General features: G+C 66.4%; 12 protein-coding genes. 10 read left to right on the forward strand and 2 right to left on the reverse strand.

The features are described from left to right. Positions 1-371: 371 nt before the first annotated feature. The 10 genes from NMLP_RS06565 to NMLP_RS06610 all read left to right on the forward strand — a co-directional run bounded on the left by NMLP_RS06565 (position 372) and on the right by NMLP_RS06610 (position 10,098). Positions 372-1,268 (forward strand): ABC transporter ATP-binding protein, encoded by an 897-nt coding sequence (locus NMLP_RS06565; RefSeq protein WP_015409342.1) that lies wholly within the window; start codon positions 372-374, stop codon positions 1,266-1,268. Next, positions 1,268-3,154 (forward strand): ABC transporter permease subunit, encoded by a 1,887-nt coding sequence (locus tag NMLP_RS06570; protein WP_015409343.1) that lies wholly within the window; start codon positions 1,268-1,270, stop codon positions 3,152-3,154. Before NMLP_RS06565 ends, NMLP_RS06570 begins: the two co-directional genes overlap by 1 nt. Then, positions 3,147-4,190 (forward strand): ABC transporter permease, encoded by a 1,044-nt coding sequence (locus tag NMLP_RS06575; RefSeq protein WP_015409344.1) that lies wholly within the window; start codon positions 3,147-3,149, stop codon positions 4,188-4,190. Before NMLP_RS06570 ends, NMLP_RS06575 begins: the two co-directional genes overlap by 8 nt. A gap of 30 nt (positions 4,191-4,220) precedes the next feature. Beyond that, complete coding sequence (locus NMLP_RS06580; RefSeq protein ID WP_015409345.1) at positions 4,221-5,195, forward strand: aldo/keto reductase; 975 nt, start codon at positions 4,221-4,223, stop codon at positions 5,193-5,195. 266 nt (positions 5,196-5,461) lie between these two features. Continuing rightward, positions 5,462-5,947 carry a pyridoxamine 5'-phosphate oxidase family protein gene (locus NMLP_RS06585; protein WP_015409346.1) on the forward strand — a complete coding sequence of 162 codons (486 nt, stop codon included), beginning with the start codon at positions 5,462-5,464 and terminating at the stop codon, positions 5,945-5,947. Between the two features lie 170 nt (positions 5,948-6,117). Continuing rightward, complete coding sequence (locus NMLP_RS06590; RefSeq protein WP_015409347.1) at positions 6,118-6,831, forward strand: YqjF family protein; 714 nt, start codon at positions 6,118-6,120, stop codon at positions 6,829-6,831. 166 nt (positions 6,832-6,997) lie between these two features. Continuing rightward, a complete protein-coding gene (locus tag NMLP_RS06595; protein WP_076982748.1) occupies positions 6,998-7,489 on the forward strand; it encodes a PH domain-containing protein in 492 nt (163 codons plus the stop codon). After that, positions 7,489-8,979, forward strand: coding sequence for a PH domain-containing protein (locus NMLP_RS06600; RefSeq protein WP_015409349.1), 1,491 nt, complete (start codon positions 7,489-7,491; stop codon positions 8,977-8,979). Before NMLP_RS06595 ends, NMLP_RS06600 begins: the two co-directional genes overlap by 1 nt. A gap of 40 nt (positions 8,980-9,019) precedes the next feature. Continuing rightward, on the forward strand, positions 9,020-9,250 hold the full coding sequence (locus tag NMLP_RS06605) for a hypothetical protein (protein ID WP_015409350.1): 231 nt from the start codon (positions 9,020-9,022) through the stop codon (positions 9,248-9,250). 47 nt (positions 9,251-9,297) lie between these two features. Beyond that, positions 9,298-10,098, forward strand: coding sequence for an HAD-IIA family hydrolase (locus NMLP_RS06610; protein WP_015409351.1), 801 nt, complete (start codon positions 9,298-9,300; stop codon positions 10,096-10,098). Here the strand turns inward: NMLP_RS06610 and NMLP_RS06615 are convergent. Both NMLP_RS06615 and NMLP_RS16145 read right to left on the reverse strand, forming a co-directional pair. Next, on the reverse strand, positions 10,093-11,205 hold the full coding sequence (locus tag NMLP_RS06615) for a DNA topoisomerase IV subunit A (RefSeq protein ID WP_015409352.1): 1,113 nt from the start codon (positions 11,203-11,205) through the stop codon (positions 10,093-10,095). The two genes, NMLP_RS06610 and NMLP_RS06615, sit on opposite strands and share 6 nt — an antisense overlap. Before the next feature lies 1 nt (position 11,206). Continuing rightward, complete coding sequence (locus tag NMLP_RS16145) at positions 11,207-15,310, reverse strand: ATP-binding protein (RefSeq protein WP_015409353.1); 4,104 nt, start codon at positions 15,308-15,310, stop codon at positions 11,207-11,209. Between the last annotated feature and the right edge of the window lie 40 nt (positions 15,311-15,350).

Consider the following 15,350-nt stretch of genomic DNA (forward strand, 5'->3'; position numbering starts at 1 on the left):
CCAACACCGGGTGGGAGGCCCGCGCTTTTAGGCGCGGGAGGATGTCACTATTCGAACATGCTGGTAGACGGAATCAGATGAAACCGACGCACGAGGACCACGCCGTTCGACGGCGCGACCGGCGGATCGCTCGTGCGTCGCATGTACATTTGCCTGCCTGTCAGTATGAAAAATATGCGCTGTGGTCTGCCAGTCGGAACCAATACATCATAAAAATTTGTAATACCCTCACCTGCGGAAAGTAGAGCGAAAAAAGCCGATAGCTGGCTCCCGTGTTTCGACGGGACGCGGCGGATCGAGCCCGGCGTGGACGCCGTACGGCTATCGATTCCCGGCGCGGGTTTTTGTGAGGCGGGGGCCACTCCTCGCACGTGATTGAGGTCCGCGACCTCCGAAAGGAGTACGGCGGGTTCGTCGCCGTCGAGGGAAGTACCTTCGGCGTCGACAGCGGCGAGGTGTTCGGCGTCATCGGTCCGAACGGCGCCGGGAAGACCACGACGCTGAAGGCCATTTCGGGGCTGCTCGAGCCGACGAGCGGAAGCGTCAGAATCGGCGGGCGGCGAGCCGACAGCCGCGAGACGCGGCGCTTGCTCGGGTTCCTCCCCGAGGAGTCACCGCTGTACGAGGAGATGTCGCCGCGATCGTATCTCCGTTTCTTCGCCGACCTCTACGACGTGCCCCGCGACGCCGCCGACCGGCGGATCAACGAGACGCTGGATCGACTGGAGTTGGCCCACCGCGACCGCGCGCTGGGCGATATGTCGAAGGGGATGAAACGGAAGGTCGCGATCGCGAGATCGCTCGTCAACGATCCGGACGTGTTGATTTACGACGAACCGGCCTCCGGGCTGGATCCGCTGACGACGAACTACATCATCGAGTTCACAAAGGAACTCGCCGCGGAGGGGCGGACGGTCGTCTTCTCGGCGCACAACCTCTATCACGTCGAGGAAGTCTGCGACCGGGTCGCGATCATGAACGAGGGACGGATCGTCACGAAGGGACCGCTCGCGGAACTCAGAGACCGCTACGGCGAGCGGAGGTATCACGTGTTCACGACGGTCGAGGTGCCCGACGCAACGGCCGAGGGCGACCGCTACCGACGCGTCGTCGATGATGTGGAGGCGCTCGAAGCCGTTCGGGCGGACGCGATCGAACGGGGCGGGAGACTCGACGATGTCCGGACTGTCGAACCCAGCCTCGAGGGGCTCTTTTTGGACGTCGCGTCGTCGGAGGATCGAAGCGCGCCGGGACCGACGGAGAACTGATGCGCCCGAGCACACTTCTCCGGATCGCTCGCTGGGAGTCGACGAAGGGGGTCGGCGGGATCGATCGCGGGGCGATCGCGGTCGTCGTCGCCGCGGTTGCGTTCGTGCTCGCGGTCGGGACGGTTGCTCTCGCCGGCGGCGTCGCACTCGAGGACGGCATCTATCGCGTCGGCGTCTCCGAGGACGCGGCGTACCACGACCCGATCGAGGCGGACCCGACGTTCGCGGCCGTGGAGGCGGCTCCCGGTTCGGTTCGGACCGGGACGGCCCGCTCTACGGGAGTCGACGGCATCGTCGTTGGCGGGTTCGACGGGGGCGACCGCCTCGACCTCTACGTTCGAGAGCAGGCCGGCCGCACCGAAATCTACGTCGCGGTGGCCGACGGCGAACCTACCGAAAAGAGCCTCGCGGCGCTGTCGGCGCTCCGGGGGACGGTCTCGGGGTACAACGACGCACTCATGCGGACCGAAGAGGACCAAGCCGCCGCGTTCCCGGTGACCGTGGCGATCCGCTTTTTCGAGCGCGATCGAGCGGGAGGCGTCGGTTCACCCGGGGACGGGGGAACGGGCGATGATCTCGGCCTCCCCGGCGGGAATAACGCGACGGGCGACAGCTCAAGTGGCGACTCGACCGACGGTCCGGACACGGACGCGTCGGTTGACGACACCGCCGTCTCCTCGTCGCTCGGGGCGTTCGACCTCTTCGGAACGTCGTCGACGAGCGGCTCGCCCTCCGACATCCAACCACCTTTTCCCTTCCAGTCGCTCGTCCTCGCGTTCCTGTTCGTGTTGCCGTTGAATTTCCTCGTGCAGGCCTACGGGAGCTCGATGCTTGCCGAGCGCCTCGACCGGCGCGGCGAACTGCTGCTCGTCGCGCCGATCAGCCGCGCCGAGATCGTCGCCGGAAAGACGCTTCCGTACCTCGCGGCCGCGCTCGCGATTACGGTGGCCATCGTCGCCGGTCTGGGACTACTCGGCAGCGACGGCGGGGCGCTCTCCGTGCTCGCGGTCACGCCGCTCGCGTTTTTGTTCCTCGGTACGACGTTTCTCGCGGCGATGTTCGCCCGGTCATTCAAAGAGCTGACATTTCTCGCGGTGACGATCACGACGACGCTGACGACGTACGCGTTCGTCCCCGCCATCTTCGCCGAGACGAGCCAGGTAGCGTTCGTCTCGCCGCTGACGCTCGTGATAAAAGACCTCACGGGATCGGGGGTCTCGGCCGGGGAAATCGCCTTCTCCGTCGGTCCGCCGACGCTCGTCGCCGGCATCTGTTTTCTTTTGGGACTCGGGATCTACCGCGAGGAGGACCTGTTCACCCAGCGGCCGGTCCACCTGAAGGCGCTCGACGCACTCGCAGGGCGCATCCACCGGCCGCGAGGCGTCGCCGTCGCCGTTGGCCTCTTGATCCCGTTCGTTTTCGTCGCCGAGCTGTTGGCGGTCGCCGTCCTGTTCGCGCTGCCCGTGGACCTTTCGATCCCGCTGATCTTCGGCACCATCGCGGTGGTCGAAGAACTCGCGAAGGGGCTGCCGATCTACGCGGGCTACGCCCACGCCCGGTACGGACGGACGCTCCCGGTCGTCGTCGCCGTCGGGGCGGCCTCCGGGATCGGGTTCTTTTTCGCCGAGAAAATCACCCTCGCGATCCAGTTCGTCGGGTTGCCCGGCCTCGCCGTCGCCGACGCCGCCTTCCAGACCGGCCTCGGGGCGGGCGATCCAGCGCTCGTTGCGGTCCTGGCGCTCGCGCCGCTCGTCCTCCACGTCGTCACGGCGACCCTGACGTCCCTCGGCGCAGCACGCGGTCGGCGGCTCTTCATCGTCGGTCTCTGTACGGCTGTCCTGGTCCATCTCGCATACAACGTCACGGTGGTGAGCGCCCTTGTCTAAGACGACCATCGCAGGCCGGGAGTTCCGGTCGCTCTCCCGGGAAAAGACGATCGTGCTTGCGTTGCTCATCCAGATCGTCATCGCCGGCTTCTCGTCGTTTCTGGTCGTCGGCCTCACCTCGCTGTACGACCCCGGAGCCGCGGCCGACGACGTCGTGGTCGGCGTCACCGGCGAGGAGACCGACGCGCTCGTCGCGGCCGCCGGGGAAGTCGACGGCCTCGAGGTCAGACGGTACGACGACCGGGACGCCGCGAGGGCCGCCTTCGACGCCAACCGGGTTGGGGCGACCGCCCACGCCGAACGCGCCGAGGGGCGGACGGCAGTGCGCGTCACGGCCCCGCAGGCGAGCGTCCGGAAGACGTTCATCGTCGTCCAGGTTCGGGCCGCCCTCGAGGCGCTCGAGCGCAACGAGCGCGCCGACCGGACGGCGTCGCTCGCGAACGATCCCCTGTCGGTCCCGCCGAGCGTCGACGCCAGTCCCTACTTCGGGTTCCCCTACACGGTGCTCGTGCCCACGCTCGTTTTTTTGCCCGTTTTCATTGGCGGGGCCGTCGTCGTCGACTCGCTGACCGAGGAAATCGAGCGCGGAACGTTGACGCTGCTTCGCGTGACGCCGGCGTCGCTTCTGGACGTCGTCGACGGCAAGGCGGGGGTGATGGCGGCGCTGACGCCGCTCCAGGTCGGGCTGTGGATCGCGTTGCTGTCCGCGAACGACATCCCGGTCGGAAACGTCGCGCCGATCCTGACGATCGCGACGGCGCTGTCGGCGCTGTCGGTCGCCTTCGCCGCCGGGCTCGCGCTCGTCGTCCCCGCCCGCCAGCGGGCGCAGTTGACCTACTCGTTCGGGATGTTGGCGGCCTTCGCCGCTACGGCGCTCTTGCCCGAGCACCCGGCGACGACGGTCGCACGTTTTGCGATCGACAGCCCGACGCTCGGCACGTACGCCCACCTCGCCGGGTACGTCCTCGCGTCCGTCGTCGCCGTCGCCGCGTTCCGCCGGTGGGTCCGTGGCGTCGACGCCGAGGCGCTCGGGTAGCTTTTTGCTCCCGCCGACGCTGGTCCCGGCATGGAGTACACCACGCTCGGTTCGACCGGCATCGAGGTCTCACGGCTCTGTCTGGGCTGTATGAGTTTCGGCGATCCGGAGTGGCGCGAGTGGGTCAACGGTGAGGCGTTCGGCCACGAACTCGTCGAACGCGCCCGGGAGTTGGGCATCAACTTCTTCGACACGGCGAATATGTACTCCCGGGGCGAGAGCGAGCGGATCCTCGGGGAGGCGCTGGAGGGCCACCGCGAGGCGTCCGTGATCGCGACGAAAGTGTTCTTTCCGATGCGCGAGGACGACCCGAACTCCGGAGGGCTCTCCCGGAAGACGATCGATCAAGAGCTGTCGAACTCGCTCGATCGGCTCGGCGTCGACACCGTCGATCTCTACCAGACCCACCGCTGGGACTACGACACGCCGATCGAGGAGACGCTCCGGGCGCTCACCGACGCCGTCCGGCGCGGGCAGGTCCGTCACGTCGGGGCCTCCTCGATGTGGGCCTACCAACTCGCCGAGGCGCTGCACACGAGCGATCGGCTCGGCCTCGAGCGGTTTGCGACGATGCAGAACCACTACAACCTCGCCTACAGGGAAGAAGAACGCGAGGTGTTGCCGCTGTGTGAGCGCGAGGGGCTCGGCGTTGTCCCCTGGAGCCCGATGGCGCGGGGGTATCTCACCCGTCCCCACGAGGCGTATATGTCGACGAAGCGCGCCGAAACCGACGACTACGCCCAGAAACACCCCTACGCGGACAACGGGGGCCGAGAGATCAACGAGCGCGTCGAGGAACTGGCGGCCGACCGGGGCGTCTCGATGGCCCAGATCGCGCTGTCGTGGCTGCTCCACAAGGAGTGGGTCGACGCGCCGATCGTCGGCGCGTCGAAACTCGAACACCTGGAGGACGCCGTCGAGGCCCTCGAGATCGACCTCTCCGAGTCGGACCTCGAGTACCTCGAGGAACCCTACGGACCGGTCTCGGTGTCCGGCCACGAGTGATACTGATGGACTAAAGAGCGTACACACGACGCACGAGGCGCACGCCGTTCGACGGAACGACCGGCGGATCGCTCGTGATCCGGTTTCGTTTGATTTCGTCCACCAGTATGAGCGTCGGCCCGGATCGCGGACGGGCACGTCGATCGGCGCCAGCCGCGGGCGACCCGAACACACGGACGCACGCACACTCCGGCGCCCCGGAGACGGTGTCCCGCCGGCTGAGAACTGCCCCGCCCGTTATTTTGTGCCACGGCGAACGATGATGCGTGACGATCGACGAACTCGAAGCCTACGGCACGGAGCGGATGGACGACGACGGGATCGACCAACTCCTCGCGAACCAGACGACGGGTGTCCTGGCGCTCCCGGCCGAGGGAGCGCCGAGTATGCGCCCGCTGTCCTTTCATTTCGACGGCGACTCGGCGCTTCACTTCGTCTACGTCGTCGGCGAGGAAAGCCGAAAGAGCGAACTGAGCGACGGGGCAGACACCGCCCGATTTCTCGTTTACCGCACGGAGACGCCGTTCAACTGGCGCAGCGTCCTGCTGTCCGGGGCGATCGACCGCGTCCCCGAGGACGAATCCGAGGCCGTCGGCGACGCGATGGAGACGACGCGCCCCGACCTCTTCGAGCGCGCGCTGGCCGTCGAGAACACCGAACTGTACCGGTTCGACGTCGAGGAACGGACGGGGGTCAAACACCTCGGCCTCCCGCCGGAGCTGGAGGACAGCGGCGACGACGCCGTGGAGTGACTCCGATCGGCCCCTCCGCGACGGCCGCCCGGTCGGGTTCCCGCCCGGCCACCTGGCGGAGCGCGCCCGCGACCCCGAATCACATCTCGAGGCTCGTCCCGACCCCGTCGACTCACGGGGGTCGCTTCCGGTACCGACACCCCGAGAAGGTTACGGGCGCAAAGGCAACTATGCGTTCGCTTCTGTCGATGCGGTGGCGGGATCTGTTGTTCGCACACTGGCCCGTCGACCCCGGGACTGTTGGAGGAGCACTCCCAGAAGGGCTCTCCGTCGACACCTACGGCGGCGACGCCTACCTCGGAGTCGTCCCGTTCGTCATGAACGACATCCGGCCTCGGGGCTCGCCGGTGGGGCTTTCTTTCGGCGAGTTGAACCTCCGGACCTACGTCACGGTCGGCGGGCGCCCTGGCGTCTACTTTTTCAATCTTGACGCGGACGACCGCGTGGGCGTCCGCCTCGCTCGGTCTCTGTTCCAGCTCCCGTACTACCGCGCATCGATGACCGTCGGGACGCACGGCGAGGGGCGCTCCCGCGAGGTCACGTTCAGGAGCCGCCGGCTGACCCGGGACGCGCCTTCGGCGCGCTTCGGGGCGACGTACGGCCCCGAGGGAGCCTTCTCGGAGCCGGAGCCGGGGTCGCTCGAGGCGTTTCTCACCGAGCGCTACCGGTTTTACACCGCGGACGACGGCGGCCGGCTCTACCGCGGCGACGTCGAACACGAACCGTGGCGGCTCGCGCCCGCGTCGGCCCGGTTCCGCGCGAACACGCTGTTTCGCGCCAACGGGTTCGATCACCCCACAGGAGACCCCGTCCTGCACACTGCGACCCCAATAGACGTTACTGCGGGGCGGATCCGTCGGGTCGACGCGCTCGATTCGCCGTGAACAAACATAGCACAGCCACGGTCGACACGGCCTACTAAATACGTCGCGACCCCACTTTCCACCGATGGACGAGACCGACGGTAGCCGGGTGGGTTCGAGCCCGTTCGGCGAGGAGACCACGCCGGCGATACGGCGTATCGAAGACGCGTCGACTTCCGAGGCGACGGTGCCGGACGTCGAGGCGTTAACCGGAGATCCCCAGACGCTCGAGCCGGCGATACAGGGCGTGTGGGTGATCCAATCGGCGATATCGGCGGCGGTTTTGGGTATCATCGCAGCCGTCATTTTTTCCGTCGTTTCGCCCGGCGGCGCCTGGGTTGGCGCCGTCGTGTTCGTCGTCACCGCCGCCCTCGGGATCGTCTTCTCGCTGCTGAAATACCGCATCTGGATGTACCAGGTGCGCGACGACTCGCTGTATCTCAAACGGGGCGTGCTCACCCGCGTCAACACCGTTGCGCCGTACGTCAGGATCCAACACGTTGACACCCGCCGCGGTCCGGTCGAGCGCGCGTTCGGGCTCGCAACGACGGTCGTCTACACGGCCGGATCGCGTGGCGCCGACGTCTCGATTCCCGGTCTGACGCCCGAGCGAGCCGACGACCTCCAGACCCGGTTGAAACACCTCGCCATCGCCGCCGAGGGTGACGACGCAGTCTGATGAAACTCGACCCGCTCTCGATCCCGGTCCGAGCCGGCGAATCGGTCGTCAGACTCGCGTGGGTCCTCGTGTTCGCTCTCGTCGGGTCGCCGGCCCTCGGCGGGGTCTCGGGGATCGGCGTCGCCGTCGTCGGATGGTTCGTGATCGCGCTCGCCTACCAGTTGGTCTACTACCAGCGCTTCGAGTACGACCTCTCGGGCGATACGCTAGATATCGCCTCCGGCGTCGTCTCGCGGCGCAACCGCGAGATCCCGGTCGGTCGGGTTCAAAACGTCGACATCAGCCGCAACGTCGCCCAGCGCGCGCTCGGGATCGCACAGATCAACCTCGAGACCGCCGGTGGCTCCTCGACCGAGGCCTCGTTGCGCTACGTGAGCTTCGAGGAGGCAAAGCAGCTCCAGTCGAAACTCGGCCGGTTGAAGCGCGGCGAAACGTCGACGAAGACGGCCGATCCCGCACCCGAACGGGAGCTGTTCGCGGTCACAAAAAAGGAACTCGTCCTCCTGGGGCTCATCGGGATCGACCTCCGGCTGTTGTCGTTCGTTACGGTCCTGTTGCCGGTGATATCGCCGTCGCTCCGGGAACAGTTCGCCGACCCGCTCGTCGGCCTCGCCGTGACCGCGCCGCTGGCGGCCGTCGCCGTCGTCGGGATCGCGGCCTTGATAAGCGGCGCGATCGCGCTGACCAGCTACTACGGGTTTCGCCTCGCCAGACAGAACGACGAACTCCTCTACGAGCGGGGGCTTCTACAGCGCTTCAGCGGGACGATCCCGCTCGAAAAGGTACAGACGCTGACGATCTCGGAGAACGTCCTCGCTCGCCGGCTCGGCTACGCCTCGCTGGCGGTCGAAACGGCCGGCTATGCGCCGAACGACGAGGGGTCGGAGTCAGCGATTCCGCTAGCCGAGCGCGATCGGGTGGTCGACCTCGCGCGATCCATCGAGGCGTTCGACGGGATCGAGTTCGAACGGCCGCCGAAGCGCGCCCGCGAGCGATACGCCGTCCGCTACAGCGTCGTGGCGGCCCTGGCGGTCGGGATCGCGTTCGCGGCCGATCGCTACACGGGGCTTACGTTCGCGTGGTACGTGGCGCTTGCGCTGTTGCCACTGGCGCTCGTTGGGGCCCACCTCAAGTGGCTGCACCTCGGGTACGACATCCAACCGGACTACGTCGTCCTCCGGGAGGGGTTTTGGACCCGAACGACGACGGTCGTCCCCTACTACCGGGTCCAGACCGTCCTCGACTCCCAGACAGTGTTCCAGCGTCGGCGTGGCCTCGCCTCGCTCGTCGTCGACACCGCCGGCTCCAGCGGGCTGACGAACAGACAGCCACGGGCGCTCGATATCGACGCGGCGCGGGCGGCTGACCTCCGCGAGACGGTCGCCGACCGGCTCCAGACCGCAGTGCAGCGACGACGGAGCGACCGACGCCGCGAACGGCTCCGATCGATTGAGGCGGACCTCGACGAGGTTCCGGTCGGCCCGGCGTGATCGGCGACACCGTTTTTTTCTCGGCTATCCACGGATCGATATGGCACGCGAAGTCAGACACGACGCGGACGGCCCCGCGGTGTTCGACGCCGACGACCTCGGCGACGACGGGAAACTCTACGTCTGTCGGTGTGGTCTCTCCGATGGCGCGCTCTGTGACGGCTCGCACAACGCGACAGCCGACGAGACCGAAGGCGTCCGTTATAAATACGAGGACGACGACCCCGGCGGCGAGCGCCGCCTCCTCGAGCGCGACCGAACGGACGGGTGAGTCGGCGCGGCAGTTCATATAAGTCGTTCCGACGCCTACTCTCGGGTATGGACTACGAGGGCGCGGTGTTGGATCTCGACGGGACCGTCTACCGCGGCGACAAGCCCATTTCGGGGGCGCTCGAGGCGATCGAGCGGTTTAGGACGGCTGGGATCGAGCCGTTGTTCTTTTCAAACAACCCGACGAAGTCCCGCGAGGCGTACACCGAGCGTCTCGGCGGGTTCGGACTCGACGTCGATCCCGGGGCGGTCCTCTCGGCTGGGACCGTCACGACGCGGTATCTCGTCGCGGAGCACGCCGACGATACGGTCTTTTTGATCGGCGACGACGGCCTCCGCGCGCAGTTCGAGGCCGAAGGCGTCGACCTCGCGGCGGACCCGACCGAGGCGGACGTCCTCGTCGCCTCCTGGACGCGAGCGTTCGAGTACGACGACATGGTGGCGGGCTACGAGGCGCTGCGGTCCGGGGCGACGTTTTACGCTACCGACCCCGACCGACTGATTCCGGCCGCCGAGGGGATGACGCCGGGGTCGGGGGCGATCGTCAACGCCGTCGGCGGCCCGCTGGATCGCGACCCGAAAAAGACGCTCGGCAAACCCTCGACGGAGGCTCGTCGGGCCGCCCTGGACGCCCTTGGTTGCCCGGCCGAGCGGTGTTTCGTCGTCGGCGACCGCCTGAACACCGACATCGAACTCGGCGAACGGGCGGGGATGACGACCGTGTTGGTCCGGACCGGCATCGCGACGGACGACGACGTTTCGGAGAGCGCCGTCCAGCCCGATTACGTCGCGGATTCGCTCGCGGACGTGCCCGAGGTGCTGGAGCTTGGCGGAACGCCGGGGTCATAAAATACCCATCTCGCCGAGCCGTTCGGGCAGGTACGTGTCGGTAACGAAATCCAGCCCGCGGGAGGCGAGCGCCTGTTGTTCGGCCTTCTTTCCGATGTCGAGTTGGAGTTCGATCTGTTCGGTCCAGTAGTCGTCCTGGAACCGTGGGTCCTCGAGTTCGCTCTCTAGGGCGTTGACATCGGAGTCACTGAGCGGATCCGTCGGGAGTTCGTAGTTAACGATGTCGACGGGCTGGATGCCGACGTACTCCGCGTCGGGCGTCGCCAGATACTCCGAGAGGTGCGCCGACTTGATCGAACCGTAGGCGACGGAGGCGTAGATCCGATACGACCACGGGTCACCGTCACAGAAAACGACCGTCGGCAAGTCGAGTTCGGCGTCGAGCCGCCTGGTGATTCGACGGGTCGCTCTCGCCGGCTGGCCCTTCAGATGGACGACGATGACGTTGTACGCCTCGTCGAAGCCGTTCTCGACGAGCCGATCGCGCATCCCGCCGGTCTCGACGCACAGCACGAAGTCGGCGTCGTGATCGAGAAACTCGATCGTGTCGGGGTTGTTCGGAATCTGATAGCCGCCCTCGCCGACGTCCTCCTGGCAGTGGATCTCCCGTTCGCCGCGACGGGTCTGCTCGCGGAGATACAGCGGTCCCATAATCGTCGCGCCGGACTCCTCGGGCCGCATGTGGAAGTCCTCACGAGTCACCCCGCTGACGATCTCTAAGTCCTCAACGAGTTGGTTGGACTCGTCTTGGCCGGTGAACTGGGCACGCTCCTCGTCCCACGACTCCGAGAGATAATACAGCTCCCGCAGCGTCGAGGAACGACCCTGGTCGAGTTGGTCGGCGAGGAACTCGATCGTGTAGATCGCTTTCAGGAGCTTCTGTGCGCCGCGGACGCTGTTGGCCGACCGGGTCGACGTCCGGTCCCCGTACACCCACACGTCCGCGTCCTCGTCGAAGACGATGTTGCTCTTCGTCCGGGTCGGAATCTCCATTTCGGGGACGCTCCCGTCGGCAAACTGGTCGTAGAACTCGCTCGCGAGATCAATGAGCCGTTCGCGGGCGAGGTCGTCTTTCACGTCGGTGTCGGTGTCTGAATCCGTGCTCATGTTATGCGTTGATCGTGAGTTTTTCAGCCTCGATGCCGTCGACGGAGACGTCGAAGCTCGCCTCGCCGTCGATCCCGTACTCGAGCGTCGCGCTCGCACCGGTTTCGACCGTCGGCGACCACTTCAGGAACCACTCGCCGTCCATCTCGACGACCGTCGCCCCGTCCGGATCGCCGGGATCGCTCGTGACGATCTCCGTGATCTCCGGGGAAACGTTCGTACTCCCGTGGTTGTGGACTGACAGTCGAACTGTCGATCCCTCGACGGTCCGCTCGACGAGGACGTTGTTCATGATCCGGGCCAGCGAGTCCTCGACGTCGAGGGGTTCGCGCCCGGTCACCTCCGAGAGCTTCCCGGCCATCTCCGGGAGGATGTCGGCGATGACGTCCTGCTTGCGCCGTCGCTTCTCCAGCGAGCGCTGCTTTTTGAGGTGCGATTGGAGGTCCCGGCCGGCCTCTTGGAGGGCGAGTCTGAGTTCGCCCTCGATCTCGGGGATGTTCGCGACGGCGTCCTTCGACTCGCTGGTGAAGGGGACGCTCGTCGAGGCGACGTGGACCATGATCACCGCCGACCCGCCCGGCATCCCGGAGCCGCCGGGCTGGTCGAGACCGTAGTTGCGCCAGTTGACGTTCTTCAATACGTCAACGGTCGCACACGCCCCGCGCTGGTAGACGAGGGGGACCCGGTTGGCGAACCGGAGCAACTCCACCGAGCCGTCGGCCTCGATCTCGCCGCCGTAGGCGATCCCGACCTCGACGACGAAGGGGTCGCCGCCGTGAACCGCCGCGTCGCGCGTCACGGCGGTGTAGAAGTCGGCGTCGTACTCCTTGCGCAGCCCGGCGAGGACGAGGTCCTCGGAGATCGGCGCCAGACAGTCCGTCGGCGGTGCGAGGATGTCGGTCTCGCGCATCGCCTCCAGAAACCGGGCGGCGACGTCGCGGTCCTCGGCCACGGATCGAACCTTCGGCGGCTCCTCGTCGACGGTCACCGCGTGCGACCAGATCGCGTCGACGACGTTCTCGCGGGCCGTCTCCCCGAACGTCGCGCCGTCGTACTCCTCGGTCGCGTCGGCGGCCCGGTCGACGAACTCCCGGAGCTGTGCGCGGGTGATCCGGTTGCGGGCGTCCTCTTGGTCGTCGAACTTGTCGGCCAACCGGCCCGAAAGCCCCTCGATCGCCGCGTCGTCCTTGCGGCTCGTCGTTGCGTCGTCGACGAGGCGATAGCAATCCGCGGCCCGATCGACTGTGAGCTCGCCCCACGCCGCGTCGACGGCGTTTTCGCGAACCGTCGCGCCGAACGTCTCGTCGAACTCCGTTTCGATCCCGTCGGCTCGCTCGTCGACGAGGTCGGCGAGTTCCGGGTAGGCGATCCGCTCGCGTCCGCCGACGTCGTCGGCGACGCGTTCGGCGAATGCCGTGGTGGCGGCTGCCGTCTTGTTCGCGACGGCGGCCTCGACGGCCGGCTCGACGTCGGCGCCGGAAGCCGCCCCCGGTGGCCGCCACGCGACCGCCCGTCCGAAGTGTCTGTCCCGGAAGTTGTCGAGGACGCCCCCGGCGGTCTTGGCCCCGACGCGGGTGAACTCGCTCTGAAGGAACCCGGACAGCGAGTACGACTCCGTCGAATCGAGCATCTTCAGAAGCGTCCCCAGCTCGACCCCGTGGGGGTGTGGTCTGATCTCCTCGGTCTCGGGCGGCAACTCCTCGGCCGCGCGCTCGGATTTGAACGAACCGCCGGGCTCGTGAAACTCGATCCTGGCGTGGGGGTTGACGACCGCGGTGTATTTGATGTAGTTGCGGAGCTGTTTTCGCGCCCGCATATTCCCCTCCATCTCGACTTCGATCCGGGTGCCGTGGGGGCGCTCCCAGCTCGTCGCCTCGTCGGCGTCGATTTCCGGTTCGTTGGTGTCCGTATCGATCGTGAGCTCGAAGTAGCGCGCGCGCTCGCCGTTTTCGGTCTTTGAGGTGATATTCGCTGGCTTCCCGGACGTGAGCTGAGCGTACAGTACAGCCGCTGAAATGCCGATTCCTTGCTGTCCGCGGCTGTTTTTGACGCTCATCGCCCCGTCGTTCACGACGACGAAGTTCTCGTCGTCCCCGCGTGCTCCGGGAACTGAGATGTCGTAGACGTGGTCCGGCGGTTCGGTCTCCTCGACCGTCTGAACTGGGAGCAGACACATATCCGAGTCTGTGAACCCCTGGAGATTCTGGACGGTCTCCCACAGCGCCTCGAGCCGATCCGTCGGCCGATGTGCCTCGTCGAGCAGTCCGTACTCCTCGAGTCGGTGTACGTAGCGGGGCTTCTCGACGCGTTCTCCGGACAGCGCCCGCTCGATGAGCCGCTGGTATATCGCCGCGTGTTCGCGACTCGAGCCGAGGCCGGCACCCATCAACAGCGCGGGGACGGTATCGGGTACCGTCTCGTAGGACGTTTTGGCGACGCGAACGTCGTCGAGTAGTGTGGTCGGAATCCGGTCGTAGCGCTGTGTCCGGGTCTCGGTCGTCGTCTCGAATACGCCACCGATCTCCGTGTCCTCGCCGTAGACCTTCGTGAGGTATCGCTCGCTCGGCTCGTCGGCGTATCCGCCGGACCGCTTGGATTCCGTGCTCGCAACGACGCCCTGCATGTTCCAGAGTACGGACAGCTGTCGAGCGAGCGTTTCGCTCGTCGTCGTGTGGGAGAGTTCGTTTCCGGGGTACGCATCCGACCCGTCACCCTGGTACAATGCCGCGATGAGCCGCTGTTGGTGTTCGGCCGACATCCGGAAGACGAACTCGGGGAGACGTTTATTTCCGGCCGCATCACCGCACGTCGCTTTCAGGAACAACGCCAGCGGCGAACCGAACGCTTTCACCCGAGTGGAGTTTCGTTCCCGTTCGACTGTCGTCGACGACCCCGTGATCGCCGCGACGGCCTCCTCGGTCGCTTCGATCAGTTCGGATTCGTGCACTCCGAAGGTGAAACCGACCTGTCTCGGCTCGGCGTGGCCCTCGGATACGTAGTGAGCGAGCAGTTCGACGAACGATTCGTCGACCGGGATCGTGACGGGAACCGCTGTCGCCTCGCCGCCGACCTGATACGTTTTGAACCGACAGTCCCGGGCTCTCTTCTCCCAGCCGAGATCGAGCACCGTCTCGGCAGGGAGGTATCCTTTCTCGATGTAGTTGCTCTCGAAACTGTCACGGAGAACGTCGACGCCGTTGTACCGGTAATAGGATCGCTTCCGGGGGCTATCCGGCGACGGTTTCTTTCGTATCGTCTCGCCGGAGCGGATCTCGGCCAGCGTCTCATCGTCGAACCCGTACACGTACACCCGACGTTCTTCGAGTTCCTCGATCGGGATGTGTTCGAGGAGGTTGATCTCCTCGACCGGTTCGTCCATTCTCGGGAGCGACTGAGGTGCCAGGACCGTATCGCCGGGTTCGAGATCGCTCGCCTCGATCTCTTTCGTGTTCCCGTCTTTCGTCACCCCGAAAAGGCTGTGGTTGCCGGTCACCTCGACGCTCCGTCCACGGCTCGTGGTGATCCGGAACGTCCGCTCGCGCGTCCGATGGCGGATCGCGTGTGTCGCCGCCTGCCACGACGTTTCGTGTGTTTTCCTGTCGAACGACGGAACCTCGATGTCGTCCGGGAGAGGCGCTGTCGCGTCGCCGTCCTCGTCGTCGGGCGGAAGATACGCATCGCACAACACGCCGATCGGCACCGTCTCGACCTTGCCATCGCGCCGCACCAGAACCTGCTGGTCCGGCGTTAGCGATTGTTTGCGTGCGTGAAACCGCGACCCATACAGCAGCTTCCCGAACACTTTCGGGACCTGCTCTCCGGTGATCCCGGGACCGTTGTCCTCGACGACGAGCCGGTAGTAGCCGCCGACCTCTTTGATTTCGACGTAGATATCCGGGAGGATCCCGGCCTCCTCGGTGGCGTCGAGGGCGTTGTCGACCGCCTCCTTGACCGCGGTGACGAGCGCCTTCGCGTCGCTGTCGAAGCCGAGCATCTGCTTGTTCTTTTCGAAGAACTCGGCGATAGAGATGGAGCGCTGGTTCTCGGCGAGCTCCTCGGCGACCGCGCCGCCGCCCTCGCCGAGTTCCGACTGGTACGAAGTCATCTACCGGGAGCTAAACCTCCCGGAACGTAAAACCCCGTCG

Source organism: Natronomonas moolapensis 8.8.11 (genome assembly GCF_000591055.1).
Taxonomy (GTDB): domain Archaea; phylum Halobacteriota; class Halobacteria; order Halobacteriales; family Haloarculaceae; genus Natronomonas; species Natronomonas moolapensis.

Excerpts from the sequence above, each read along its gene's own strand:
- NMLP_RS06590 (WP_015409347.1), top strand. The coding sequence starts at position 6,118 with ATGCGTTCGCTTCTGTCGATGCGGTGGCGGGATCTGTTGTTCGCACAC.
- NMLP_RS06600 (WP_015409349.1), top strand. The coding sequence starts at position 7,489 with ATGAAACTCGACCCGCTCTCGATCCCGGTCCGAGCCGGCGAATCGGTC.
- NMLP_RS06570 (WP_015409343.1), top strand. The coding sequence starts at position 1,268 with ATGCGCCCGAGCACACTTCTCCGGATCGCTCGCTGGGAGTCGACGAAG.
- NMLP_RS16145 (WP_015409353.1), bottom strand. The coding sequence starts at position 15,310 with ATGACTTCGTACCAGTCGGAACTCGGCGAGGGCGGCGGCGCGGTCGCC.
- NMLP_RS06580 (WP_015409345.1), top strand. The coding sequence starts at position 4,221 with ATGGAGTACACCACGCTCGGTTCGACCGGCATCGAGGTCTCACGGCTC.
- NMLP_RS06610 (WP_015409351.1), top strand. The coding sequence starts at position 9,298 with ATGGACTACGAGGGCGCGGTGTTGGATCTCGACGGGACCGTCTACCGC.
- NMLP_RS06615 (WP_015409352.1), bottom strand. The coding sequence starts at position 11,205 with ATGAGCACGGATTCAGACACCGACACCGACGTGAAAGACGACCTCGCC.
- NMLP_RS06605 (WP_015409350.1), top strand. The coding sequence starts at position 9,020 with ATGGCACGCGAAGTCAGACACGACGCGGACGGCCCCGCGGTGTTCGAC.